This is a genomic window from Chryseobacterium bernardetii, assembly GCF_003815975.1.
GTDB classification, from domain to species: domain Bacteria; phylum Bacteroidota; class Bacteroidia; order Flavobacteriales; family Weeksellaceae; genus Chryseobacterium; species Chryseobacterium bernardetii.
Map to the genome: position 1 here is coordinate 2,830,565 of NZ_CP033932.1, position 24,544 is coordinate 2,855,108.

A 24,544-nucleotide genomic window follows, 5' to 3' on the forward strand; every position below is an offset into this window, starting at 1 on the left:
TAAGACGTGATCTCTTCGTCCGTTATCTATTTTCTCTCTATCCATCATCAATCCATTGCACAAACATTACCCATAATACTCCTTATTTCACTAATATTGCACTTTCTCTATTTAACATAACTATTTTTACAACCATGTTGACAACTGATTTACAGCATAAAATTGATTTCAAAACAAAACCTCTTGGCGCATTGGGATATCTGGAACCTCTTGCCCACAAAATAGGAATGGTTCAGAAAACGGTATCTCCACAGCTTTCAAATCCTCATATGGTAGTTTTTGCTGCCGATCACGGGATTGCAACGGCAGGGGTAAGTGCCTATCCGCAGGAAGTAACCTATCAGATGGTAATGAATTTCTTAGGCGGCGGAGCTGCCATCAATGTATTCTGCAGGCAGCATGGAATCCATATTAAAATTGTAGATGCAGGGGTTAATTTCGATTTCCCGGAAGGTTTGGATTTAATGGATAAGAAAGTCAGAAAATCCAGTCGTAATATTCTGGATGAACCGGCGATGACTTCTGAAGAATATCAGCAAGCTTTACAAAATGGAAGTTCGGTGGTGGCAGAGATTGCTGAAACGGGCTGTAATATCATTGGATTTGGTGAAATGGGAATCGGAAATACTTCCGCTTCTTCTCTGATGATGAGCCAATTGTTTGACCTTCCTGTTGTAAGATGTATTGGTCGTGGAACAGGTTTGAATGACGATCAGCTGCAGAATAAGATCAATATTTTATCAGCAGCAATAGAAAAATATCCGGGTATTAAAACTCCGGACAAAATTGCACAGACTTTTGGTGGATTGGAAATTGTTCAGATGATGGGAGCGATGGAAGAAGCATTCCGTCAGAATATGCTGATTATGATAGATGGATTTATTGCTACTGTTGCTATAGCCACTGTATGGAAAAAGAATCCTGATATCCTGAAAAACTGTATATTCTGCCATGTAAGTGATGAAAATGCCCATCTTCAGCTTCTGGATTTATTGGGACAGAAAGCTTTGCTGAACCTTAATTTGAGGTTGGGAGAAGGAACAGGCTGTGCATTGGCATATCCGCTGATTCAAAGTGCAGTAAACTTCCTGAATGAAATGTCAAGTTTTGAGGATGCCCATGTTTCAAATAAAGAATAAATGAAAACCATAAAGAATGAACTGATCTACTTTGCAACGGCATTGATGTTTTTCACCAGAATTCCCGTTCCCTTCACCGTTCCTTATTCCAGTGAGATCATGAACAAATCCCAAAAATATTTCGCATGGATTGGATTATTGGTAGGGTTGATTAATGCTGGTATTTTATACTTGTCTGCTCAACTTTTTAATCTGGAAATAGGAATTGTTCTGATGATGATCAGCAGCGTTCTTCTGACCGGAGCTTTTCACGAAGATGGTTTTACAGATATGTGCGACAGTTTCGGTGGCGGATACGGAAAAGAGAAGATCCTTACCATCATGAAAGACAGTAGAGTGGGAGCCTATGGAACCATTGGAATTATTTTATTGTTGGCTTTAAAATTCTTCAGTATTCAGGCTTTGGGGACAGCTGACCTGATGAAAACCCTGGGAATTATCATTTTTGCCCATACTTCAAGCCGTTTTATTTCAGGAACCATGATCTACACCCATCAGTATGTGACGGATATTGACGTCAGCAAATCAAAACCTCTGGCCAATAAACCTTTGGATGCAATGGCTTTGCTGGTTGGATTTATGAGTGTTCTGCTTTCGTTTATTTTGATTCCGGACTGGCGCCTGGGACTGGTTTTTGCCTTAGCTTATTTAGGAAAGATCTGCATGGGCTGGTACTTTAAAAAACATATCGGCGGTTATACCGGAGACTGTCTGGGAGCTGTACAGCAGGTGGCTGAGGTGTTGTTTTACTTAGGAACAATGATCGTATGGAAATTCATCTGATTCGCCATACCGTAGTAGATAATCCGGAAAATCTGTGCTATGGATTTGCCGAAATGCCTCTTCGAAAAGAATATCAGCAGGATTTTGAAAGCTTAAATCTGGATGAAGATTTTGATGTGATAATTTCAAGTCCGGCGCAACGGTGCCGTCTTCTGGCAGAATATTTTAAGCTGGATTATTCAACCGATGAAAGACTTCGGGAAATGAATTTCGGAAACTGGGAGCTGAAAAAATGGACAGAAATTCCTGAGCAAGAAATTAATCCATGGTATGAAGATTTTATTCATGTAAAGGCTTCTGGTGGAGAAAATCTCCTTGAAATGCAAACCCGAGTCCTCAGCTTCTGGAATGAATTGATTGCTGAAAAAGATATTCAAAAAGTTCTGATTATTGCTCACGCTGGCGTAATTCGTTTGATTCTTCAGGCAGTACTGAAGTTTCCGTTAGACAATATGTTCAATATTCAGATTGATTACGGAAAGAAAGTAATTGTTGATGTTAACGAAGGCTATTTTTCCATTAAAAAATTAAATGTATGACTATTTAATTTAAAAATAAATCTGCGTTATCTGCAAAATCAGCGAGAGTAAGAATCCGTTAAATCTGAGCTATCTGTGGGAATAAATGCTCCCACAGATCTCAAAAGTCGCAAAAATGTTTATGTGACATCTGATCAACTTGCGAGAATAAAAATCTAAGATAAGATCATCTGCTAAAAGAAAAAACGCCATTCAAAAATTTTGAACAGCGTATTTTTATTTAAAGACTTTAATAAAGCTATCTTTTTCCAGCGTTTCCAGAGAGAAATCAAAATCAGCTTCCGCTTTTTCTGTGGTAATCTCTCCTCCAAGCTCTTTGATAAGCTCATTAAAGGACATCGCTTCATACCATTGCTGATACAATGCATGAGTTGCCATAGCAGATATTTCCGTATTTCCTGAAACATGAGAATGGCCCGCTCCGAAATTCAACAGGACGAAACATTGTTTTTCGTTTTTTGGTAGCAGCATTCCCAGAATCATTTGCTTCTGTACAGAGTTACATCTGGCTTCTGCAAAGAGTTGGTTAGGATTCATCATATAGTTATAGGAAATGTTATCTCCTTTACCGATGACGATTTTATACCCACAGTTGGCATCTCCGGTGAAAACATTGTTCATCACAAGTGTTGGAGTACTCAGGCCTTTATTGGCATAAAGATATTCAACGGCACCGTTAGGAGCAGAAGTCATATCTCCGGAATACATCAATTGTCCGTCAGCATAATTATAAGCAGCATTCCAACCTATTTTTCCGGCAATATTCAATCCTGAAAGATCCAGGTCACGGGCCCCCCATTTATCTTCCCAATAAATACCAACGGCTAATCTATCACCATAAAAACGGGTTCCGGTAGGAATATTTCCAACAAACATTTTTTCAGAAGTTGGCAGGGCAAACTCGATATTCTCAGGGAAATAGAATTTCTTTCCGGAAATATTTTCATATTTCAGTTTCAGAAAATCTAAAATAAATTCATAATTGAATTGATTTACATCAGTTTCCTTACCTTTTTTAACCCACGATTTTCCATTTCTGACTCTGTAGACAAAAGTATCCTGACCATACATTCTTGAATAACACGCTGACAGGGCTTTAAATAATGCAAACGGTGTCGCATTTTCCAGCCAATGCCAATCGCTGTTTTCCAGCAATGTATTGGTAGCATTATTCAGTGGGTTGGAAATTAATGGCTTATGATTGACTTTAGACAGCTTCGAAATTTTATTAATGGCTTTCGGAGCTCTGTTTTTATAAGCAAGGAATAACGGCTTAAATCTGTTGAAAATTTCTGCCAGTTTTTCCATACCAAAGCTTTCAAACAGATAAGTTGGGTTGAACTTACTTTGCTTGATTAAATCAATCAATTCATCATTTTTAATTAAAAGCGTCGTTTGGATGGTCTTATAGATCACATAACGGAAAAATTCAACAGGATTTTCAGGATAAGCATCGTATTGGTCAGCTATTTTTATAATGGCTTCCTTATTTCTGATATTTTCTTTTCCTGTAAAATCATATTCCAGTTCCGTATGTAGAATATGCAGTAAATCATCAATCGTTTCTTCTTTCAAAGCGATTCCGGATTGCAGAAGAGAAAGGCATTTTTCCTGCATTTCTTCTACGGTATAAGCTTTTATTACTTTAAAGATCAGCTTTGTATCCGGAACATTCAATATTTCTTCAGGAATATAGATCTCACTCTGGAAATCACTTCCATAGGTTGAAATATAATGCTGGATCTGTTCAAAAAATAAATCAGTTCTGGAAGTATTCTTTATTTTCTCCCAGGATTTATGGAATGTTTTATTCAGATCATTTCCATTCAGTTTTGCTTTTGAATAATAGGAAATAATCTCTTTTTTTGCCCAAACTGCATGAGGTTCAATAATAAAACCGTTATTCGAAATAAATGGCTCTGCATTTGATTCTTTGGCTAATACAGCATTGAATAATTCTAGTGTTTTCATTGTTTTTAATTTAAAAAAATAAGTGAGGAGTATGTTCATTAAAAGTGAAGGGTATAGGAACTCCTTTTACCTATAGTTTTATAAAGCGGGGAGTAATTAATCCAAAATATAGGAACTCCCTTTGCCTTATCATTGTAAAAAGGCGGAAAGTATTTCTAACATATAGGAACTTTCTTTGCCTGAAATTTTTTTGAGGAGCAGACAGGACTCGAACCTGTGACACACAATTGGGGTTCATAGGAACTTTATTTTGCCTGCAGCGAAAAGTAATTTTGTTGCTCTGCCATCTGAGCTACTGCCCCTGCCTTATGAAAAAAGTTTTCATGAACCTTATAGGCTTTTACGCCCATAAGGTTTGGTTATTAGTTTTGGTTATTTTGTAAACATTACTGATTATCAAAACGTATAAGGTTTATTATTAAAATTATGCTTTTCTGTATTTCTTCTTTTTCTTCCATGGTGCATTTTTCTGAACATCACCGGCCATAATACATCCGTAAGGCATCACTTCATCCAGTACTTCACAAAGTCCGTATTCTTCAATCTGTGCTCTTACATTGGCTGCACTTTTATATGCACTTGGCAGCTCAGAAATATCAATTTCGTTGGAATAGAATCTGATATCCAATCCCGCAGTTTCCTCATTGAAGATCTCTTCAGTGGTTTTATGGGCCAGAGATTTTTTATGCTGGCTTCTGCTGAAATTTCTTCCAGCTCCGTGTGGGGCAAAACCAAGGTTTCTCTCATTCGTTTTTCCCTGAACAATCAGTACCGGTTCTGCCATATTCAGCGGAATTAATCTTGGACCAGTGATATCTGGCATAAACTTATCATCCAGTGGAGTAGCTCCCTTAGCATGATAAAACAGGTCGCCATCTTTGAAAACAAAGTTATGCTCATTCCAATATCTGTTTTCTTTTTCAATTTCCAGTTTATTTAAAACCGCATCATGAATAGAAGTATGGTTTTCTTTTGTCCATGTTCTGATAAGCTGAAGCGCTTCCCAATAGGCTTTTCCTTCATCCGTATCATAAGGAATCCAGGCGTTTTCCCTTAATGTTTCAGGAGAAATATCCTGTCTGAAACGGTTGGCCACTTTCATTCCTTTATCATAAAGTGCTGCACCCGGAGCTCTTGATCCATGATGTGTAACTAACATTGTATTTCCTGTATTTTTAGAAACTCCAACAAAAAGGAAATGATTTCCGTCTCCCTGCGTTCCCATATGAGAACGGGCAATGCTGATCAGTTTTTCATCATTTAAAAATTCATTTTCTCTGAAAGCATCCATCAGTTCCTGAGACATAGGCATCTGTTCTCCTCTTGGTCTTCCTCCATATCCGAAATGCGTCACAGAATGAGCAGCATCCAGAATATCTTTAGGATTTACCTTTCCAAAATCAGTCAGCATTACAGAACAGCAGATATCTGCACTATGAAATCCAGGGTGGATGGCATTTTTTGCTACAACTACACCTCCAACAGGAATCTGACCTTCAGGACCTGTTGGACAGGCATCAGGCATTAAAGCTCCGGCGGTTAGGGTAGGTGTTTTCATCAGCTTATTCATAGTCCTGATTACTTTTTCTACATTATCATTCTCATTTTCATGTTCAGCCCTGATGTTAATAATAAACTCAGGAGCAGTTTCATGAAGCGGAATAAGTTCAGGCTGTTTGAACTGTTCCAGATATTCTTTGATCTGAATTTCATCCAGATGATTTTCATTAATATGTGCAATGGCATCTTTAAACCATTTGGCTGGTCTATATCCCAATTCGATTAAGTGATTTCCGTTAAATTCCATTGTTTTGTCATTTTGATGATGCAAAGTAATAACGTTGTTGCGCAATAGTTTTGCGTAGATAAAATATTTTTGATTATTTTTACAAAAAATATATAAAAGGTCAATTTAGTTATTTGAAATTTGCGTTTTGACCTTATTAAATAAACTTAAAACTATGATATTATTAGAACAGCTAAAGCATTTTCCTGAAACCGTTCAATTCAATGATGTGATTTCATATATAGATGCTCACTACGATTTTACACCTACTGCATTCAAAAACGGAAATACAAGAAATGAAGAAGGGCAGAACAACGGTTCATGCAAAATATTCGGTTTTGCCTCTTATCATGGTCTTACAAAAGAGGAAACGCTTCCGCTTTTCGGGGAATTTTACAGAGAAGATGTTCTTAAAAACCCTGATGGAACAGATCATCAGAATATCAGAAACTTCATGGAGTTTGGATGGGACGGATTGATCTTTGAAGGAAATCCGTTAAGAGAGAAATAGGTTTAGATAAAAAGAATAACCATGTCATCCAATAAAAACGCCCTGATCCGTTATAAAACATTAGATAAATGCCTCAAAAACAAATACCGGAAGTATACGCTGGAAGACCTTATTGATGAGTGTTCCGAAGCTTTATTTGAATTTGAAGGCAAAGAGTCTTATGTAAGTAAAAGAACCATTCAGCTGGATCTTCAGAATATGCGAAGTGAAAAGTTCGGGTATGAGGCTCCCATTGAGGTTTATGAAAGAAAATATTACCGTTACAGCGATCCGGAGTACAGCATTCATAATATTTCCGTGAATGAAAGCGATCTGAAAGCCATGAATAATGCGGTTCAGATTCTCAAGCAGTTTAAAGACTTTTCCATGTTCAAGGAAATGAATGGTGTCATTCAGAAACTGGAGGATTCTATTCATTCTACCAGCCAGAAATCAATTATTCATTTAGATAAAAATGAGCAGCTGAAAGGATTGGAACATATTGATATTCTATATGAAAGTGTGCTTAATAAAAAAGTACTGAAGATTTTATACAAAAGCTTTACAGCAAGAGAATCCAGTGTGTATACAGTTCATCCGCAGCTGCTGAAAGAGTACAACAACCGTTGGTTTCTGATATGTCTTTACAAACAGAAAATGTATAACCTGGCATTAGACAGGATGGAAAATATTGAAGTGGACGAAAAATCCTCCTATATTGATAAGAATCTGGATGGTGATGAGTATTTTAAAGATATTGTAGGGGTTACCGTTGCAGAATCAATGGCTCCCCGAAACGTAGTTTTCTTTGTAGATGCAGCTAATGCTCCTTATGTAAAAACGAAGCCATTGCATAAAAGCCAGGAAATCATCAGTGAAACCAAAGAAGGAACTTTATTTAAGATAAGTGTACAGATCAATTATGAATTGGAAAGATTACTGTTGGGCTTTGGAGATTCTCTTGTAGTGCATAAACCTCAGAAATTAAGATTGAGGATGGAGGAAAAGTTTAAAGCAGGAAGTAAAAATTATCAGGAACTTATAATTTCCTGAAATAAAAGGTTTCATGGGTTGTATATGTATTAAATCTGCTGGTTTTTATGTAAATAATTAATTAAAATATCCTGCGGAATTTTATCTTGGCTTGGTAATTGCAGTCACTAGGTACAAAATCACACTATGAAATCAAGAATATTTAAAGCAATTATTGCCATTATAGCACCTATAGCGATTGAGTATATCGTTAAAAAAATATCTGAGAAACTTGATAAAAAAGAAGATCAGAAAGAGAAAGAGCCAAAGCAGATTACTGCTTAACGTAAAAGTAGGTAAAATTTAAAATTATTGAAAAGAGACTGTCATTATGAATGGTCTCTTTTTTTATTGTAAACAAGAAAGCTGGGAGCGTGAGAATTCTGTTGACTACCACGTCAAAAATTCTTTGAATTTTTGCCACCCCTCCGAGGAGGGAAATGTGCAGCCCTTCAACTGAAATATTCGTTATAATATTCAGGAAATCGTAGATTTTCAAAAACTTAATTGTACTTCTAAAACAGTTAGTAGTAACTTGAAAATAACTTAAGTGTTAAAACTTTTGAGTCTAAAAATAAGATTTAGATTATATAAAATCATAAATCCCGTTTTTCCATCCCAAAACCTTGGAAGAATCTGCTTTTAGCCAGTTTTTAAGGATTGTGGCATATACTTTCCTGAAATCTTCTGTGTAGATCAGATCACCTTCATTCAGGTTTTGCAAATCGGGAAGGCTGTTCAGTAAACCTTTCTTCTTCAGATTTCCACTGATGAAAAACATCTGGTTAGCGGTTCCGTGGTCTGTTCCATTACTGGCATTCTGGGCGACACGGCGGCCAAACTCAGAGAAGGTCATCAAAAGAATATTATTGAATAGACCATTGGTTTTCATGTCAGCAACAAAAGACTTCACTGCTTCATTAATATCACTGAACAGTTTTTTCTGGCGGTCATTTTGGTTCACATGGGTATCAAAACTGCCAATGGAAAGGTAATAAACCTGGGTATTGATGTCAGATTTGATTAAGGAGGCAACGGTTTTAAAATCTTTTCCCAACTGAGAATTAGGATAGGTCTGCTCCGTTTTTTTCGCTTTACTTTTATCAAAGATATACCCTGCGTTATTAATAGTAGAACCTAAAGTCTGGTAAAGGTACGAAACCGTTTCATCGTCATGATGATGATCATACAGGGACTTAAAATATTTTTCCTGACTGGTTTGATATAATCTTTTTGGATCTTTAAAGGCAAAAGCTTTATTGTTTTTCCCTTTCAGGGCAAGACTGAGCATATCATCCACTTCAAGTGCCTGGGTTGGATGATCACAACGGTAACATTCCTCATCTAAGAAGCGGCCCAGCCAGCCAGTATCCAGAAATTCATCACTTCTGCATGCAGACTGCCAGATATCCATGCTTCGGAAATGAGATTTATCCGGATTGGGATACCCCACATTATTCATCACAGAAAGTTCTCCGCTATCAAAAAGCTCTTTAAAATAAGGCAGGGAAGGGTTGATTCCCGCTTCGTCTGTAAGAGGCAGAGAATCCTGAACTGCCAATGTTTTCCTTTCCCTGAAATAAATATCGTTTTTGGCCGGGATAATGGTGTTAAGACCATCATTGCCCCCTGTAAACTGAAGTACAACCAGAATATTCTGATTGGGATTCAGCGCTTCATCCAGCGTCAAAGCCTTTAGGAAATTGGGCATCAGCATAGACGCTGTAGCCAGTGAACTTATTTTGAGGAATTCTCTTCTTTTGATTAACATAGTGATTTAAGTTTAGGTTACAGGAAAGTAGGTTTTACATTAATTGGTATTCAGGAGTTGACATCAGATTGATAATGGTCATTTTCGTGCTCTTATCAGAAAAATTATTCACAGTATTGATGTCCAGACTCTTTGGGTTTTGAATCAGGTAATCTTCACAGTTTTTATGGGCGAAAATCTGATCTACACGGTTCCAGTCTATGGTAATATTGGGATTTTTAAAGCTTTTATTCAAAGCAGTCTCTTTAGATTTTAGTCCCATATCAATATCATCATCCTGCCGCGGACTGTATTCCAATGGACGCAGGCCAGACCAGATCTGTGGTACCTGAAGCCTTAACATCAAGGTAGAACTGTCAATCCAGGACCTGCCATTAGGCCACCCTGCAACATTAGGCGGATAAAGCAGCATTTGTCCCAGCAGCTTTTGATACACGATGAGATTTTCAGGATTCTGAATCTGCATCGGAAGTATCCGCATCATGCCAGCCATCAGTTCTATGGGAGATTTTATTCTGTTGCCGATATTTTTCTGATCATAAAACCATGAGCTTGTAAAGATATCAGTCATCAATTTTTTTATGTCATAACCTGAGTTGTAGAAACTGTTGCTTAGAGAGTTCACAATGTTCTGGTCTACATTTTCATTAACAAAAAACTTATAGATCTTGGCTGTGATAAATTTTGCAGTTGCTTTTTGCTCCAGGATGATATTCAATGCGTCAGCCCCATTAAAATTGCCTGTTTTTCCTAAAAAGGTTTTAATTCCTTCATCATGCTGATTTTTCCTTTCCTTAAAGTTTCCCTCTTTATCGTAGCTCCATCCTGTAAATGCCCTGGCGCCCTCTCTAACATCCTTTTCCGTATAATTTCCTCTTCCCATGGTGAAAAGTTCCATCACTTCACGGGCGAAATTCTCATTCGGATGATCTTTTTTGTTTTGCTGATTATTCAGGAAGTTAAGCATCGCCGGAGACTGGCTTACTTCGAAAAGCAAATCTTTGAAGTTGCCCAGCGCATTCTTCCGGATGGTATTTAAGAGCTGTCTGTTAAATTTGGGATTAAGAACTCTTGATGCAAAATGTCCGTGCCAAAAGAAAGCCATTTTTTCTCTTATCTGCTCTTTACTGTTCACCATTTTATCCAGAAAATTAAGATTTAGTTCTTCATTCTGTGCTCTGTAAATCCGTTGCATTTCTTTCTTTTGCTCGGCGGGAGTTGTACTATTCATATAATCTCCAGCAAGATCTATATCCGGGGTATTATAATTGACCTCTGTAAAACCTTCTTCTTTAAATAATTCATTAATGAGCGCTTTAGGGTTTTTATTTTTCAAATCATCAATTTGATTAATTCCGACGCCGAAACCTGCGCGCCAGAGAAGATGTTTGTTTTTTAATAAGGAATCAGCCATGGTGAGAGCATTTATTTTTTTGATGGTTGTGAAGAAAAAAGGTTAAAATTATAACGGGTTAAGGTTTGTTAATATTATGATAAGTAATGAGTCTGCTTTACATTTTTCAACAGCAGAATCTATTTGCATCAAATATGTAGGCTTTCTCAATCTTATTTTTTTAACTTTTTAGACTTATTTCACATTTCAGGGCTTGTTTTTTATAAAAATTGTTAAACAATCATTTAAAATTTAACTAAAATAAATAATTGATAATCATATTATTGTGATTTTTTAGAGTGTTAAAAAGAGAAGAGTAGCTTTGCTTGGCACGATTTTTACATCCTCTTGTTTAGTAAAATTTAAAAATTAGAGTTATGAAAATGTTTAAACAGGCAATATTGCTGGCTGGGATTTTGACAGCAGGTATAGCAAGCGCACAAAGTTCACAAATGAATAATATGATCAAAGTGGGCGCAAATGTTGGTTTAGCAGTTCCTGCGGATAACCTTTCTGCTGCAGTTGGAGTAGATGTATCTTACCAGAACCTTATTACACCTGGATTTGGATTGGGTATCGCATCAGGATATACTCACTATTTTGGAAAAGATAACAACGGTTATAAAAATAATGATGTAGGAGTAGTTCCTGTAGCTGCTTTAGTAAGAATTTATCCTAAACAAACTGGTTTCTATTTCGGAACAGACCTGGGATATGGTTTCTTGGTAGGAGATAAAGCTGTTGCTTCTAACACTAATGTGGAAAGAGCAAGCGGTGGTTTCTACATCAAACCGGAAATCGGATACCACAACAGAGACTGGAACTTTTTCGTACAATACCAGAAGGTTTTTGTAGGAACCAAAGGAGATTTGGCTGGTCAGGACTATAATGTGGGGAATATCGGAGTTGGATTCGGTTATAATATTCCATTAGGAAAGTAGTTAGATTTAATATATAAACAATTATTAACCAAACCTTTTCACGAAAGTGAAAAGGTTTTTTCGTTCTGTGCAGGATTTACGAAAACAATTATTATATTTGGTAAAATTTGAGGTTATGATTCTAAATCCAAAATTTCCACTTTATTTACCAGGAGTAGAGAACAGTAATAATGATAATGTTTCCATCATTGGAGCAAGTCTCCGTGAAGATATAACGATCTTAGGCTATTTTGTTTCCGGTAGCGGAGGTCTTGAGATTAAACTGCAAAATACATATTCTACTAAGGAATATCCTTCTTTTAATGATATATTAAGGAAGTTTATCCAGGATAATCAGTTGGAAAATGTAAAGCGTTTGGGAATGGCAGTGCCAGGCCCAGTGATTGACGGAAAAAGCAGCCCCGCAAGATTGGGCTGGAACTTAGACGTTGAAGAATATAAAAGAGACTTTGGTTTTGAAAAAGTAGAAATGCTGAATGACCTGGAAGCTTCTGCTTACGGAATGGCTCTTCTTGAGGATAATGATCTTGAAGCCATCTATACCAGCGGTCACCTTGAAAAAGGAAACGTAGCAATCCTTGCTCCAGGAAACGGGCTGGGAGAAGCCGGGTATTTCTTTGACGGAAAAAACCTGAGACCTTTCGCAACAGAAGGTGGGCATTCCGAATTCTCACCAAGAACGAATGTTGAGGTTGAATTTTACCAGTTCCTTAATAATATCTATGGTATTGTAAGCTGGGAAAATGTATTGTCCAAGTCAGGACTATTCAATATTTATCGTTTCCTGAGAGATGTAAAAAGACATCCGGAGCCTGAATGGTTAGGAGAACGTCTTGCCAATGGTAATTTTGTTGAGGAACTTTACAAAGCCGCAGTAGAAGATAATGTACTTATCTGTAGAATTGCTTTGGATACTTTCCTTGAGTTCCTGGCCAGAGAGGCGAATAACCTTACTTTGAAGCTGAAAGCAACAGGAGGTCTTCTCATAGCAGGTGATATTCCTCAGATGGTAAGAGAATATATTGATAAGGATAAATTCTATGAAAAATTCAAGATCAGTGATAAAATGGAGGGAATGCTTAAAAATATCCCGATCTATCTGGTCAAGCAAAATCATACAGCATTAAAAGGAGTGGCTCTGTACACTGCCTATTATCAGCAATAAGAGAAACTCCGAAGAAATTCGGAGTTTTTTTATGGGATGATATTATTCATGAAAATAATTGAGAATCTTGATATACATCAATGAAATCTATGAAATAAGATGGTTACCTTTGCGCTAAACTTAATTAAAATAATTCTAAACAATGAAAAAAATATTTTTATTAGCAGTATTAGCGGGTGGTTTAGCTTTCGGACAATCTAAAAAAGTTGTAGCATCTGACATTCACTGGTGGGGATACAAAGTAGCAAAATCTGAAGCAAGTTCTCACGATGGAACTGTAAAAGTAAAATCAGGAGATATGGTAATGAAGGGTAACCAGCTTGTAGGAGGAAGCTTCGTATTGGATATGACTTCTATTAACTCTACAGACCTTACAGGAGAATATCAGCAGAAGCTGAACGGGCACCTTAAGAATGGTGACTTCTTTGAAGTTGAAAAATTCCCGACTGCTACTTTCAAAATTACAGGAGTAAAGAAAAACAACGATAAGATCTACAACTCTTTAGTAACAGGAAACCTTACTGTGAAAGGAAAAACAAACGCTGTTACTTTCCCTGCTAAAATTTCTTACAGCAAAGGAGTGGTAAGTTTAGTATCTAATAAATTCTCTTTCGACAGACAGAAATTTGATGTTGCTTACAAATCTACCATGCAGGATGTTTTTGTGAAAGATGATATCGATATGGTAGTAAAGGTAACTGCTCAATAATTTAATCAAAAAAAGATTATTAAAAGTGTAGAAGTTCTACACTTTTTTTTATTTTTGTTGAATTGTAAATAAAAAAGAATGAAAAGATTACTATTGTTTGCTATGGTGTGCGCAAGTATATCATTTGTTTCTGCCCAAAGAAAATTTGATAAGGTTTCGAAAGTAACTTCATCAGAGATCAGGTGGTGGGGATATAAGGTTGTAAAAACTGAGGCTTCCTCCCATTCAGGAACGATAAAATTAAAAAGTGGAAAATTCAATTTCGATCATACTGTATTGGTAGATGGTGAATTTGTAATAGATATGAGAAGTATGATGGCTGGTGATGTTTCTGATGAGGACCAGATTAAACTTACCAATGACCTGAAAAGCACCAATTTCTTCGAAGTAAAGAAGTTTCCGGTTGCGAAATTCCACTTAACTAAAATCATTCCTTTAGCAAACAGTGAGTATAACTCTACCGTATACGGAGATCTTACCCTTAAAGGTGTGAGAAAGACCATTACTTTCCCGGCGAATGTATATGTTACCCAGTTTACCGTAGTTATTGAATCTGCGAAGTTCTCTCTGAACAGAAGAGACTTTAAAGTATTCTACCAGTCTTCTCTGAAAGACTACTTCATCAAGAACGAAATGGATATTCAGTTTAAGGTATCTACTGAAAAGTTGGATAATGAAAATAGAGTTCCTGTAAAGAAGAAATAAAATTAAATGTAATGTTGATAAAAGAGCAGTTCTGAGGAGCTGCTTTTTTTGTGGCATTATGATGTGATGTTTCCGTTTGTTGTTTTTATAATAACTGTATACTGAATTTTTTCTCATTTGAAAGAGTACTACAGCAGTTTAAAAAAGAAGGATTATTTTAAAGTTTTACAGGTTAATTTTTTTAATACAATGGTTGGTCTTCTGCTTTTTTTATAAATTAGTAAGATGAAAATTTATGTTGTAAGCGGTCTTGGAGCAGACTTCAAGGTACTTGAAAGATTACAGTTTCCCAAGCATTGTGAACTTATTTTTATAGATTGGCTCATCCCTGAAAAAAATGAATCTTTTCAGGCTTATGTAAAAAGGATGGCAGAGAAAATAGATACTTCAGAACCATTTTGTCTGGTAGGATATTCTTTTGGCGGTATTATGGTACAGGAGATCAATCGCCTGAAACCAGCTGAAAAGGTTGTGATCCTGGGAAGTATTAAATCTGATAAAGAAAAATCCAGATTCATAAAAACGGGAGAAGTAACAAAAATACCGAAAATACTGCCTGTAGGTCTGTTTAATACAAGAGCTGCCAATGTATATGCCGTACTCAGAAAATTGTTTGATCCCAAAAACCCAAGACTTCTTCAGTATTTCAGAGTAAGAGATCCTTATTATTTGAAATGGTCTGTGGAAAAGGTTGCTGAATGGAAATTTGAGGAGAACCCGAATGTGATTCAGATCCTGGGTGATAAGGATATTGTTTTTCCTATCAGGAACTCAAAGCCGGATTATGTAATTAAAGGCGGAACCCATCTGTTTCCTGCCACTAAAGCCAAAGAGGTTTCTAAAATTCTGAATGAAATATTTAGTGAAAACTAAAAAGTATTATTAACTGAATAGTTTTTTTAGGGGTGTTGTGTTAAATTTATGGTTTTGTATGGGATTTATGTTTAATTTTGATAGGGTTAAATGTGAATTTTATGAAAGTAGGTTTAAAATGGATCGTTTCGTTCTCTATTATTGCCTTGGTTGCCATTGGAGGTCTGTTCTGGACTCCGGTTACAGATATTTCTGCTCAGGGAGCGTTTTTAACTGAAGATAAAATTGTAGGAGCTGATGTAGCCTGGATTCTGGCTGCAGCAGGACTTGTATTACTGATGACACCGGGATTATCCTTTTTCTATGGAGGAATGGTAGGGCGTAAAAATGTAATTTCTACCATGCTGCAGAGTTTTATTGCTTTAGGGGTGATCTCTATGGTTTGGGTGGTTGTTGGTTTTTCATTATCTTTTGGAGAATCCTTAGGAATTACCATTGCCGGAAAACATTATGGAATTATTGGAAACCCGTTGAGTTACCCCTTTTTCAGTGGAGTTGGAAATCTGCCGCATAGCATGATGGCCCCTACGATTCCTTTTATTCTGTTTGCTTTATTCCAGATGAAATTTGCTGTTATTACTCCTGCTATCATTACCGGATCTTTTGCAGAGAGGGTTCGTTTTATTTCTTATCTTTTATTTATTGTTCTTTTCAGTATTTTCATTTATACACCATTGTGTCATATGGTATGGCACCCTGATGGGCTTTTAAACAAATATTTCGGAGTAAAAGACTTTGCCGGTGGAACGGTAGTACACATGAGTGCCGGTTTCGCAGCACTTGCCGGTGCTTTGGTATTGGGAAAACGGAAAAACCCTCATCATGAACCTTCTAATATTCCGTATGTGCTTTTGGGAACAGGAATGCTGTGGTTTGGGTGGTTTGGATTTAATGCAGGATCTGCCCTGAGCGCTTCTGCATCTGCGGCTACTGCCTTCGGAACTACTACCATTGCTTCAGCTTCTGCCATGATGACCTGGATATTTTTTGACAGGATCAACGGAAGGAGCGTATCTGCTTTAGGGGCCTGCATTGGTGCAGTGGTAGGTCTTGTGGCCATTACACCAGGATGTGGGTTTGTCAATATTCAGGAGAGTCTTTTTATAGGGTTTATTTCTGCAATTGTTTCTAATCTGATGGTTAACTGGAAAGCTTTAAAAAGGGTGGATGATACACTGGATGTTTTCGCATGTCATGGAGTAGGGGGTATTATGGGAATGATCCTGACTGCTATTTTTGCGCACGGTGAAAAAGCAAGCCTGCTTCATGGCGGATTAGAGGTGTTCCTTCATCATCTGGCTGCATTATTCCTGGTGTCTGTTTTTACTTTCTTCGGGTCTTTATTGTTATATAAAATAACCAATGCAATGATTACATTAAGGGTTTCGGAAGAATCTGAAAACATGGGGCTTGATCTTTCCCAACATCAGGAGCGCTTTAATTAAGTACAATATTGTTCTCTTTCAAAATAATTTAAAGAAAGGTTGATTAATGAAGCTGAAACAGATAAAAGTTACATGATGAAGAGCTGTTAATTGTGTGGCTTTATTATGCATATTATAGGATATATCATGTATCTTTGCTTTGAGAAGAAGCATTTATGGAATCAATATCGGTTTTTGAGATTATTAAAGTAGGAATAGGCCCATCCAGTTCGCATACAATGGGACCGTGGAATGCAGCATCTGCATTTATCAGGATTATAAAAAGAGAAAGATCAATAGAAGATGTGAAAGAGGTCTTTCTTGAATTCTTTGGCTCACTTGCCAAAACAGGAATCGGGCATGGAACAGACATTGCCGGAATGCTTGGCCTGAACGGTGAAGATTACAAAACCATTGATACTACCAAAATTGATGAAAAAATAGATTACATTAAAAGTACTCAAACTATTAACCTTGGGGGAGAAAAGGTGATTCCGTTTATTTATGGACATCATTTGATCCTGAATATGAAAAAATCCCTTGATTTTCACCCGAACGGAATGATCTTCAGAGCTGTATTTGAAGACGGAACTGAACTTGTTCAGGATTTTTATTCTGTAGGAGGAGGTTTTATTGCCAGTCAGGAGAAAAACTCAATTCAAAAACAATGTGTACGTACACTGTACCCTTGCCATAAAGCGTCAGATATTGCAAAATATTGTAAAAAACTGGGGCTTAGCAAAATGTCAGATTTAATTTTCATCAACGAAGAAAGCTGGAGAACCCAGGAAGAGACGAAGGCAGAAGCATTGTATATCTGGCAGCAAATTAAGGAATGTATTTACAAGGGGGTAAATAAGGAAGGTATTCTTCCGGGAGGACTAAATGTTTCCAGAAGGGCAGCCGGAATCAACAGAAAGCTGCTGGGAGACAAAATATATAAGAATAAAGATGAATGGTTTCAGCAGGTTGTTGATGCCGAAGAAAATTTCACCAATATCAATAAATGGATTGCCTGTTTTGCGCTGGCAGTGAATGAGGAAAACGCCAGTTTCGGAAGAATTATTACCGCACCTACTAATGGGGCAAGCGGTGTAATTCCCGCAGTTCTGATGTACTCTCAGGCCTTTACAGATTCTATCAGTGAAGATGATATCATTCGTTTCTTGTTGGTAGCAGGAGAAATTGGGACATTATTTAAGAAAAATGCAACAATTTCTGCAGCAATGGGAGGATGCCAGGCTGAAATCGGGGTTTCATCTGCCATGGCAGCAGCCGGGCTTACAGAAATCTTAGGTGGTAGTGTAGGACAGGTATTGATGGCTGCAGAAATTGCGATGGAACACCATCTTGGGTTAACCTGCGATCCTATCAGAGGTTTGGTACAGATTCCATGTATTGAAAGAAATACAATGGGCGCAATGAAGGCTATTACAGCTGCCAATATCGCATTGGAAAGCGACCCTGCCAAAGCAAAGGTAACTTTGGATGAGGTAATACAGACAATGTGGGAAACTGCTCTTTCTATGAACGACCGCTTTAAAGAGACTTCTGAAGGAGGATTAGCCATTGCTGTGAACGTTCCGGAATGTTAATTTAAAATATTGTATAATATAAAAACCTTAGATGTTTTCTAAGGTTTTTTGCTGAAATTATTTGTCAGAGCTTTTTTTGCTGAATAAATAATTCTTTCCGCCTTGTATTAGGGTAAGCTGTTTGTTTTCAGGATTAAAGGTGATCTTTATACCTGCTTTTTCAAAAGTAAACTGATCTTTTTCCGCAACAGTTAGTGGAAACTCTGCCTGATTCGTAGCCTGAGCATATAAAACTTCTTCTTTAACAAATATTTTTAAGCCTAAATCAATAGCTTTTGAAGTATAATCGCCTATATATTTTTCCAGATCTGCAACAGGAATTTTAGTATTGTTAAATACAGGATACTGATAATCTCTGCCATATATAAGATTCATCAGTGCGATGTAGAAGCTGTTATGAGGAAAATTTTGGCCATTAATGGTAACTGCATAAGATAATTGATCTGTAGGTTCAAAAGCGAGTATGGAGTGGCTTCCTGCCGTATCTCCACCATGTCCGTATGAAATAATGTTATAGAATGGAACTTTCATGATTCCAGGCCCAAATACTTTTTCCTTTTCATTGGAAATCATCATGTCAAGAGTTTCCTTCTTTATAAATTTACCATTGAATAATGCATTAATAAAGATGTTCAGATCTTCCGGAGTTGAGGTGATGTCTCCCAATCCAATACAATTATGAAAATCGAAATCTTTTATTTCTGTCCAGCTCCCTTTTATTAATTCATATGATTTGAAAATATTCTTCGGGCCGTCAAGAACAGAAAAAGTATGTGGCATTGGAGCTTTACTAAGAATGTTTTCTTTTAAGATCTCGTTATAAGGTTTATTGTGGAGCTTTTCCAATATTCTGCTCAGTAAAAAATAAGCAGAGTTGGAATACTTCAGTTTTTCTCCGGGCTGAGATTGTACACCCTCTTTTTTGATCACTTCAATAATAGCTTTATCACCTACCGGACCTTTGAAAAGCCAATTATTTTCGATGGCTTTTCCTACATAATCCCCTAATCCGCTGGTATGGTTAAGCATGGTTTGGATGGTAATTTTTTCAGCATTGGGTATCTCGGGATAGAATTTTGAAAGAGGATCATTAAGATTGAGCGTTCCCTGTTCTATGAGTTGAAAAAGCATTACTGCGGTAATAAGCTTACTGATAGAACCTATCTGATAGCCGGTATTTTGGTCATAGACTGTATTGGCAGGCAGAAGGTTTTGCCCAAAATTCCTCTTATAAACCTCAGCTCCGTTTCTGAAAATAGAAATACTACCGATTTCCTGATTGTTCTGAACCATATAATTTAAAAAGTCATCAATTTTTTGAGTGTTGATGGTTTTGACTCCAAGATTAGGGATATCAGATATGTCCGGTCTGCTGTCCTTGTAAAGGTTCAAAGGAATGATTCTGCCATTCTGGGTAAGGCTGCCTTCAAAATGATCTGTTTTATAGGTACCTCTGTATCCTGCATTAATACTTCCTATTTCAAGGCTAAGCTCATTATTGTTAAAGTCTGTTTTCTCTACGGGAATTTCCCTTGAACTTTGTTTAGGGCTTACCAGGATTGAGGTGTAGGCTTTTGTTTTTTTTGATATTTTAAAAATAACCGGCAGTTTCATGTTCTGGGTATCCAGTTCGCCGTTCCAGGTCCCTTCAATTTGGGCGTTACAAAGCTGTGCCAGGCATGCCAGCACCAATAATAATCTGATTTTCATGGTATTTTAAATAATTTTATTGATTAGAATCTGGCAGACTAAAGTGCTGACCAATGAAACAATACAAAAGAGTACAATATGCTGCCATTTCTTGATATTGGTGGCTGTTTTGAATCCGTTATAAAAAAGGGTAATGCTGTAAATAAGCGTAATAATGGAAATACAGGATACGGAGATCAGGATCAGAAAATCCAGAAAAGGAAATGTTCCTGAAGGATCAGACTCATATTGAATGACATTTTCCCCTGCAAGTTTAATGTATGGTATTTTTCCGATGTATTGAAACAGAATCAGGACAAGCTGGGAGATTAAAACGGTATTGACAATATCAATGACCCTTGTTTTACTGTTCAGGATTCTGCCTAAAATAAAAAGAACTGCAATTGCACTAAGGAAGCTTAATAGAGTAGGGATTGCTATATTTTGAAATGAAATATTTTCTATAGTACTGATCCTGTATATGCTGATGAAAGTAGTACCTGTCCAATATCCTGCAGCAATGGAAAGAATAACAGCCAGAATCCCGGCCAGTAGAAGCTGCTTTTCATCAAATCTTTCAAACGGATTAAAAATAGTTTTCCAGTTCATTGTAATGTGTTTACAGGTTATTTTTTAGTTGTTCAATCTTGGTGATCAGATCATCCATTTTATTTCTCATGGTAGGATAGGATAGCCCTGCCTGCTTGGCCATTTCTTTGATGCTTCCGCTGGAAAGGAAAAAATTAAGGACAAAATCCTGCTCATCACGGTTCAGTTTAAGAAGGACCGGAAGCTCATAATCTCCGCTTACCTCTGTTTTACAGCTTGGGCATTTCATTTGGCTTACATTAAGCGTATGATCACAGCTTGGACAGATAATTGGTAACTTCATGCATTTATTTTTTACAAAAATAATACATTTTTTAATAAAATTAAAATGTTTTTTAATTTTATTAAAATTTTCTTTTAAGAATAAGCAAAAAATAACCACAAAAGGTCTTTCTGTGGTTAATGATATCTTTTTTTAATAAATTTTATGCTGATTCCCGATAGTTTATCTCAATATACCTCTGATTCTGTTGGCATTGGTAATCAGTTCTTCCAGGTATTCAAAGTTTTCTTTTTCCAGAGCAGACTTGAATTTTCTGAGCTGGGTAATATGCTCATTCAATACATCCAGGACATTTTCTTTGTTCTGCTTGAAGATTGGAACCCACATTTCAGGATGGGACTTGGCAAGACGTACCGTACTTGAAAATCCGGAGCTGGCAAGCTGAAAGATGGTTTCTTCTTCACGTTCCTTTTCCAGAACGGTATTGGCAAGGGCATATGAGGTAATATGCGAAATATGGGAAATGTAAGCGGTATGGATATCATGATCCTCTGCGTTCATGTAAATGGTGTGCATTTCAAGGGCATTAACAATGTTTTCAACTACATTCAATGCATCTTCTGCCGATTCTTCTTTATTGCAGATGACTCCTGCCTTGCCTGCAAAACTTTCAGCAATGGCAGATTTAGGACCATTGTTTTCAGTACCCCACATCGGGTGAAAAGCTACAAACCTTGAGCGTTTCGGATGGTTCTTAACGGCAGCTACAATTCCTGCTTTGGTAGAACCGGCATCCATAACGGTTTGCTGATCAGATACAAGATCCAACACAGAAGGTAACAGTTTTCTTGCAGCATCTACCGGAATGGCAAGAATAATAAGGTCTGAACCTTTGATTCCCTGCTCCAGACCTGCTCCGGCATCAATGATTTTCAAATCCAATGCTTCGCTGATATGCTGTTGGCTGTTATCGATTCCGTAGATGAAGCTGGCGATGTTTTTTTCTCTTAATTTCAGGGCCATTGAACCTCCGATTAATCCTACTCCGATAATACTTATTTTCATCTTTCTAAATTTTTTAAATAAAAAAACCTCGTCCCAGGACGAGGTTTAAGTTATGTTCATAAGAATCCCTATCCCAGATCTGAGGTAAAAATTCTGTAATAATATGTTCCGTTGTTAAAATTCACAAAGCGAAATTATAAAATATTTTTTAAACCTGATCACTTTTTATGATTTCTTTTTGAGAATAATGGGAGTATTGTACTGCCAGTCCTTGCTGGGAACCACTTCACTTCGAAGATCATATTTTCCATCTTTCCTGTATACAACAGCAAGAGTATCGGTAGGAGTGTGGTTGTTCATTAGGTCACCTTCATTTAGGCATCGTAGTAAAGTTCCAGTATCAAATGTCCTTTTTCATCACACCATTTTATCCAGAAGTTTTTTTCATGGTCATCCCGTACCATTAACCAATTTCCAGTAATTTTAACAGGATAATAAAAGCTGTCATCATCCAGTGGTTGTGAAGAGGCTTTATTATCAGGTGCTGTTCTTAAGGGGTTTTCTTTTTCATTGAAACCCACAGAGAAGACAGATAAAATATGCTCCTCAACAGTCCGGTATAAAAACTGCGGATCTGATTCTTTTATATATTTTATGGTATTTTCATTTTCATTCACCAATACTTTATAAAATCCGTTTTCTTTGCCTAAGAATTTAAAAATCAAAAGACTGTAATCAGGCTTTATCATATAAGGGATAATATCATCATCATTGAAAGTATCTGTCAGTTGAAAGGATTTCCATTCCGAATGATCTTCATTATAAAGTTTGAGCCAGTCCTTTTGCTGGTAAGTGTTTTTTAAGACGATAAACCCTTTGTCTTCTTTTTCATCTTTCTTTTCTGTAGGAGACATCACATATTTCTCTTTATTGGAATCAGGTTTGGAAAGCTTTGTTGCTTTCTTGTCCTTACAGGAAAGCATACACAGGCTTATTAAAGTAAGGGTGGGAAGTATTTTTTTCATGAGATATTATATAAAGAAACAGATGTAAATATACTATTTGGATTGTATCCTGCTTTTATGAACATATCCTTTTTTACCTTCTTTAGGCTAAAAAATCATTATATCCATCTTGGAGCTTCTCAGATTTAATACCAAGTAGATCTACATTAATTTTATTGAAATTCTCTTTTGAGTTCGTGAATTTATGACTGTTGAAATATTTTTCAATTATTTTAGTTTCTTTATTTTGGTTGTTTGCACCTGAGCAGGAAAGAAATATAAATATGGTTAAGGTTAAAAAGTTTTTCATTTGTGCTTCATTTTTTCCTTCATTTTGTCTTTAACTATAAAATTACAGCACTCTATACAAGCTTCTAATAATAAAGATTATAATTCTCCATTTCAACATCCAAGGATTCATCCAGATAATGTAAAGAATCGGATTTGATTGTACCATCAACACTTATGCTGCTTTCTGTATAAGAAACAATACCTATTGAGTTTCCTCTTAAAGGATTTAATGGGAAATATTTTATTTGCCAAATTTTATTCGTCTTTTTATTGAAATAGGATAGGCAATTGTAGTTTCCAAAACCAGCTCCTGAAATATTTCTGTAAAATTGTATTGAGTCTGTTTTTTTATTATTGACGTAAGTAAAGAGGTTTACTTTTACTATACTTCTATCAGTTTGTTTTTTGTTGACAAGTTTAATTGAAACATTATCTTTTAAAGTAATATAAAGTTCATCGTTTTCAGATAGAGAATATTGTTTTAAATACTCTTCATTTTGATTCTTTAATACTAAATCTCCTTTTCTATTCTTTAGGGAATTGAAATAATTTGCTTTCGCGAGAATAGAATCTCCAACAAAATAGTTTTTATTATGTAAAGCATTTTTTGATGAAGTATCTACTGCCTGTTTACAGCAAATACTTATCAATATTATTAAAAATAAAGCGAAATAGCTATATGTTTTTTTTATGGTTATCATTTGATATTAAATATTTTTTTTAGATTTTTTTTATATGATCCTTCAAAATAAACTTTGTCTTCATCAATATTAAATTTTTTACACTCTAGATTTCCGTTTTTATCCAGATAACATATATTTTGTTTAGTTGCATATGGATAATCAATTTCAGAAAATATATTTTCACTCTGAAGGATATTCTTATCTTTAACAATTGCAAGATCTACCTTAAAAATCTTTACAGGGAATTCATATTCATCACTATCTAATGTTGCTACAGTTTTAAATGTTAATAATTTTCTACCATCATGTAAATTTGTAGAATCAGTAATAAATAAAGAATCTATTTTTGATAGCTTTAATATGCTGTCTTGCTTTATGAAATTGAAATAATCTGGATTCGTGTATTCGTTTTTTGTTCCTTTAATTGTATTAAAGTAATCTATTTTTTCAAGTTTAGTCTGAGCATTAATGTCGTCATTGTTAAGTGATACATTCTCTTCACTATATGTATTAACTTTCCATTCTTTTGGAAATGAATAATCTTTTATAGTCTCTAAACCTATCGGTTTAAATTGAAAAGTCGTATCAGTTTTGCTTAGTGTTGATTGAGTGTTATTATCCCGTATAGTAGTGCTTTTTTTACATGAAATATTTGCAGTCATCATACATACTAAAAATATGTTTTTCATCTGTGTTTACATTTTTACTTCATCCTGTCTTTAAC

At 36.1% G+C, this 24,544-nt stretch carries 26 protein-coding genes and 1 tRNA gene; 13 read left to right on the forward strand and 14 right to left on the reverse strand.

Translation table 11 applies throughout. From position 1 onward, the window contains the following. The first annotated feature begins 134 nt into the window (after positions 1-134). The 3 genes from cobT to cobC are packed head-to-tail and all read left to right on the forward strand — an operon-like array spanning position 135 to position 2,461. Positions 135-1,139 (forward strand): nicotinate-nucleotide--dimethylbenzimidazole phosphoribosyltransferase, encoded by a 1,005-nt coding sequence (gene cobT, locus EG339_RS13045; RefSeq protein WP_262706862.1) that lies wholly within the window; start codon positions 135-137, stop codon positions 1,137-1,139. Next, on the forward strand, positions 1,140-1,922 hold the full coding sequence (locus EG339_RS13050) for an adenosylcobinamide-GDP ribazoletransferase (protein WP_123870427.1): 783 nt from the start codon (positions 1,140-1,142) through the stop codon (positions 1,920-1,922). Beyond that, a complete protein-coding gene (gene cobC, locus EG339_RS13055) occupies positions 1,907-2,461 on the forward strand; it encodes an alpha-ribazole phosphatase family protein (RefSeq protein WP_123870428.1) in 555 nt (184 codons plus the stop codon). The genes EG339_RS13050 and cobC overlap by 16 nt, the downstream gene beginning before the upstream one ends. 216 nt (positions 2,462-2,677) lie before the next feature. Here cobC and EG339_RS13060 read toward each other — a convergent pair whose 3' ends face one another. The 3 genes from EG339_RS13060 to EG339_RS24780 form a co-directional block, all read right to left on the reverse strand. Continuing rightward, complete coding sequence (locus EG339_RS13060) at positions 2,678-4,432, reverse strand: hypothetical protein (RefSeq protein WP_123870429.1); 1,755 nt, start codon at positions 4,430-4,432, stop codon at positions 2,678-2,680. A 193-nt stretch (positions 4,433-4,625) separates the two neighbouring features. Continuing rightward, positions 4,626-4,734, reverse strand: a tRNA-OTHER gene (locus EG339_RS24295). A gap of 122 nt (positions 4,735-4,856) precedes the next feature. Then, positions 4,857-5,657, reverse strand: a complete 801-nt coding sequence (locus tag EG339_RS24780; protein WP_378113674.1) for an RtcB family protein — start codon at positions 5,655-5,657, stop codon at positions 4,857-4,859. Between the two features lie 736 nt (positions 5,658-6,393). On the opposite strand from EG339_RS24780, the gene EG339_RS13070 reads away from it, so the two are divergent. From EG339_RS13070 to EG339_RS24300, 3 genes are all read left to right on the forward strand, one after another. Next, positions 6,394-6,729: a HopJ type III effector protein gene (locus EG339_RS13070; protein WP_185146534.1), complete on the forward strand. Its 336-nt coding sequence runs from the start codon at positions 6,394-6,396 to the stop codon at positions 6,727-6,729. A gap of 21 nt (positions 6,730-6,750) precedes the next feature. Continuing rightward, positions 6,751-7,761 (forward strand): helix-turn-helix transcriptional regulator, encoded by a 1,011-nt coding sequence (locus EG339_RS13075; RefSeq protein WP_123870431.1) that lies wholly within the window; start codon positions 6,751-6,753, stop codon positions 7,759-7,761. Positions 7,762-7,887: 126 nt separating this feature from the next. Then, positions 7,888-8,025, forward strand: coding sequence for a hypothetical protein (locus EG339_RS24300; protein ID WP_164465458.1), 138 nt, complete (start codon positions 7,888-7,890; stop codon positions 8,023-8,025). A gap of 301 nt (positions 8,026-8,326) precedes the next feature. Here EG339_RS24300 and EG339_RS13080 read toward each other — a convergent pair whose 3' ends face one another. Then, positions 8,327-9,511, reverse strand: a complete 1,185-nt coding sequence (locus tag EG339_RS13080; protein ID WP_123870432.1) for a DUF1501 domain-containing protein — start codon at positions 9,509-9,511, stop codon at positions 8,327-8,329. A 34-nt stretch (positions 9,512-9,545) separates the two neighbouring features. Continuing rightward, positions 9,546-10,925 carry a DUF1800 domain-containing protein gene (locus tag EG339_RS13085; RefSeq protein ID WP_123870433.1) on the reverse strand — a complete coding sequence of 460 codons (1,380 nt, stop codon included), beginning with the start codon at positions 10,923-10,925 and terminating at the stop codon, positions 9,546-9,548. Between the two features lie 356 nt (positions 10,926-11,281). Here EG339_RS13085 and EG339_RS13090 point away from each other — a divergent pair, with 356 nt between their 5' ends. From EG339_RS13090 to EG339_RS13120, 7 genes are all read left to right on the forward strand, one after another. Further along, positions 11,282-11,845: a hypothetical protein gene (locus EG339_RS13090; RefSeq protein WP_123870434.1), complete on the forward strand. Its 564-nt coding sequence runs from the start codon at positions 11,282-11,284 to the stop codon at positions 11,843-11,845. Positions 11,846-11,960: 115 nt separating this feature from the next. Next, on the forward strand, positions 11,961-13,010 hold the full coding sequence (locus tag EG339_RS13095) for a glucokinase (RefSeq protein ID WP_123870435.1): 1,050 nt from the start codon (positions 11,961-11,963) through the stop codon (positions 13,008-13,010). Positions 13,011-13,152: 142 nt separating this feature from the next. After that, positions 13,153-13,719: a YceI family protein gene (locus tag EG339_RS13100; protein WP_123870436.1), complete on the forward strand. Its 567-nt coding sequence runs from the start codon at positions 13,153-13,155 to the stop codon at positions 13,717-13,719. Between the two features lie 78 nt (positions 13,720-13,797). Further along, positions 13,798-14,424, forward strand: a complete 627-nt coding sequence (locus EG339_RS13105; RefSeq protein WP_123870437.1) for a YceI family protein — start codon at positions 13,798-13,800, stop codon at positions 14,422-14,424. Positions 14,425-14,649: 225 nt separating this feature from the next. Further along, a complete protein-coding gene (locus tag EG339_RS13110; RefSeq protein ID WP_123870438.1) occupies positions 14,650-15,297 on the forward strand; it encodes an alpha/beta hydrolase in 648 nt (215 codons plus the stop codon). 101 nt (positions 15,298-15,398) lie between these two features. Continuing rightward, positions 15,399-16,742: an ammonium transporter gene (locus EG339_RS13115; RefSeq protein WP_123870439.1), complete on the forward strand. Its 1,344-nt coding sequence runs from the start codon at positions 15,399-15,401 to the stop codon at positions 16,740-16,742. Between the two features lie 155 nt (positions 16,743-16,897). Beyond that, positions 16,898-18,316 carry an L-serine ammonia-lyase gene (locus tag EG339_RS13120; protein WP_123870440.1) on the forward strand — a complete coding sequence of 473 codons (1,419 nt, stop codon included), beginning with the start codon at positions 16,898-16,900 and terminating at the stop codon, positions 18,314-18,316. 57 nt (positions 18,317-18,373) lie between these two features. On the opposite strand, the gene EG339_RS13125 is transcribed toward EG339_RS13120, so the two are convergent. The 9 genes from EG339_RS13125 to EG339_RS13160 all read right to left on the reverse strand — a co-directional run bounded on the left by EG339_RS13125 (position 18,374) and on the right by EG339_RS13160 (position 24,509). Next, the gene (locus tag EG339_RS13125; protein WP_123870441.1) at positions 18,374-20,026 is read right to left on the reverse strand and encodes a serine hydrolase domain-containing protein; all 1,653 of its coding nucleotides are present in this window, start codon (positions 20,024-20,026) and stop codon (positions 18,374-18,376) included. A gap of 6 nt (positions 20,027-20,032) precedes the next feature. After that, positions 20,033-20,614, reverse strand: coding sequence for a YIP1 family protein (locus EG339_RS13130; protein ID WP_123870442.1), 582 nt, complete (start codon positions 20,612-20,614; stop codon positions 20,033-20,035). A gap of 10 nt (positions 20,615-20,624) precedes the next feature. Then, entirely contained in the window at positions 20,625-20,897 is a 273-nt protein-coding gene (locus EG339_RS13135) for a DUF2089 family protein (RefSeq protein WP_123870443.1), read from the reverse strand. Positions 20,898-21,059: 162 nt separating this feature from the next. Further along, complete coding sequence (locus EG339_RS13140; RefSeq protein WP_123870444.1) at positions 21,060-21,902, reverse strand: prephenate dehydrogenase; 843 nt, start codon at positions 21,900-21,902, stop codon at positions 21,060-21,062. A gap of 165 nt (positions 21,903-22,067) precedes the next feature. Then, positions 22,068-22,202 (reverse strand): hypothetical protein, encoded by a 135-nt coding sequence (locus EG339_RS24650; RefSeq protein ID WP_262706863.1) that lies wholly within the window; start codon positions 22,200-22,202, stop codon positions 22,068-22,070. Positions 22,203-22,216: 14 nt separating this feature from the next. Continuing rightward, positions 22,217-22,867: a hypothetical protein gene (locus EG339_RS13145; protein WP_123870445.1), complete on the reverse strand. Its 651-nt coding sequence runs from the start codon at positions 22,865-22,867 to the stop codon at positions 22,217-22,219. An 82-nt stretch (positions 22,868-22,949) separates the two neighbouring features. Continuing rightward, entirely contained in the window at positions 22,950-23,156 is a 207-nt protein-coding gene (locus EG339_RS13150) for a hypothetical protein (protein ID WP_123870446.1), read from the reverse strand. 64 nt (positions 23,157-23,220) lie between these two features. Continuing rightward, entirely contained in the window at positions 23,221-23,838 is a 618-nt protein-coding gene (locus EG339_RS13155; protein ID WP_123870447.1) for a hypothetical protein, read from the reverse strand. Then, positions 23,835-24,509, reverse strand: a complete 675-nt coding sequence (locus EG339_RS13160) for a hypothetical protein (RefSeq protein ID WP_123870448.1) — start codon at positions 24,507-24,509, stop codon at positions 23,835-23,837. Before EG339_RS13160 ends, EG339_RS13155 begins: the two co-directional genes overlap by 4 nt. Positions 24,510-24,544: the final 35 nt, after the last annotated feature.

Coding starts and splice junctions, on each gene's coding strand:
- cobT (WP_262706862.1), top strand. CDS start 135: ATGTTGACAACTGATTTACAGCATAAAATTGATTTCAAAACAAAACCT.
- cobC (WP_123870428.1), top strand. CDS start 1,907: ATGGAAATTCATCTGATTCGCCATACCGTAGTAGATAATCCGGAAAAT.
- EG339_RS13150 (WP_123870446.1), bottom strand. CDS start 23,156: ATGAAAAACTTTTTAACCTTAACCATATTTATATTTCTTTCCTGCTCA.
- EG339_RS13060 (WP_123870429.1), bottom strand. CDS start 4,432: ATGAAAACACTAGAATTATTCAATGCTGTATTAGCCAAAGAATCAAAT.
- EG339_RS13090 (WP_123870434.1), top strand. CDS start 11,282: ATGAAAATGTTTAAACAGGCAATATTGCTGGCTGGGATTTTGACAGCA.
- EG339_RS13075 (WP_123870431.1), top strand. CDS start 6,751: ATGTCATCCAATAAAAACGCCCTGATCCGTTATAAAACATTAGATAAA.
- EG339_RS13110 (WP_123870438.1), top strand. CDS start 14,650: ATGAAAATTTATGTTGTAAGCGGTCTTGGAGCAGACTTCAAGGTACTT.
- EG339_RS24650 (WP_262706863.1), bottom strand. CDS start 22,202: ATGAACAACCACACTCCTACCGATACTCTTGCTGTTGTATACAGGAAA.
- EG339_RS13135 (WP_123870443.1), bottom strand. CDS start 20,897: ATGAAGTTACCAATTATCTGTCCAAGCTGTGATCATACGCTTAATGTA.
- EG339_RS13145 (WP_123870445.1), bottom strand. CDS start 22,867: ATGAAAAAAATACTTCCCACCCTTACTTTAATAAGCCTGTGTATGCTT.
- EG339_RS13140 (WP_123870444.1), bottom strand. CDS start 21,902: ATGAAAATAAGTATTATCGGAGTAGGATTAATCGGAGGTTCAATGGCC.
- EG339_RS13120 (WP_123870440.1), top strand. CDS start 16,898: ATGGAATCAATATCGGTTTTTGAGATTATTAAAGTAGGAATAGGCCCA.
- EG339_RS13130 (WP_123870442.1), bottom strand. CDS start 20,614: ATGAACTGGAAAACTATTTTTAATCCGTTTGAAAGATTTGATGAAAAG.
- EG339_RS13095 (WP_123870435.1), top strand. CDS start 11,961: ATGATTCTAAATCCAAAATTTCCACTTTATTTACCAGGAGTAGAGAAC.
- EG339_RS13100 (WP_123870436.1), top strand. CDS start 13,153: ATGAAAAAAATATTTTTATTAGCAGTATTAGCGGGTGGTTTAGCTTTC.
- EG339_RS13085 (WP_123870433.1), bottom strand. CDS start 10,925: ATGGCTGATTCCTTATTAAAAAACAAACATCTTCTCTGGCGCGCAGGT.
- EG339_RS13155 (WP_123870447.1), bottom strand. CDS start 23,838: ATGATAACCATAAAAAAAACATATAGCTATTTCGCTTTATTTTTAATA.
- EG339_RS13080 (WP_123870432.1), bottom strand. CDS start 9,511: ATGTTAATCAAAAGAAGAGAATTCCTCAAAATAAGTTCACTGGCTACA.
- EG339_RS24780 (WP_378113674.1), bottom strand. CDS start 5,657: ATGGGAACGCAGGGAGACGGAAATCATTTCCTTTTTGTTGGAGTTTCT.
- EG339_RS13050 (WP_123870427.1), top strand. CDS start 1,140: ATGAAAACCATAAAGAATGAACTGATCTACTTTGCAACGGCATTGATG.
- EG339_RS13105 (WP_123870437.1), top strand. CDS start 13,798: ATGAAAAGATTACTATTGTTTGCTATGGTGTGCGCAAGTATATCATTT.
- EG339_RS24300 (WP_164465458.1), top strand. CDS start 7,888: ATGAAATCAAGAATATTTAAAGCAATTATTGCCATTATAGCACCTATA.
- EG339_RS13115 (WP_123870439.1), top strand. CDS start 15,399: ATGAAAGTAGGTTTAAAATGGATCGTTTCGTTCTCTATTATTGCCTTG.
- EG339_RS13125 (WP_123870441.1), bottom strand. CDS start 20,026: ATGAAAATCAGATTATTATTGGTGCTGGCATGCCTGGCACAGCTTTGT.
- EG339_RS13160 (WP_123870448.1), bottom strand. CDS start 24,509: ATGAAAAACATATTTTTAGTATGTATGATGACTGCAAATATTTCATGT.
- EG339_RS13070 (WP_185146534.1), top strand. CDS start 6,394: ATGATATTATTAGAACAGCTAAAGCATTTTCCTGAAACCGTTCAATTC.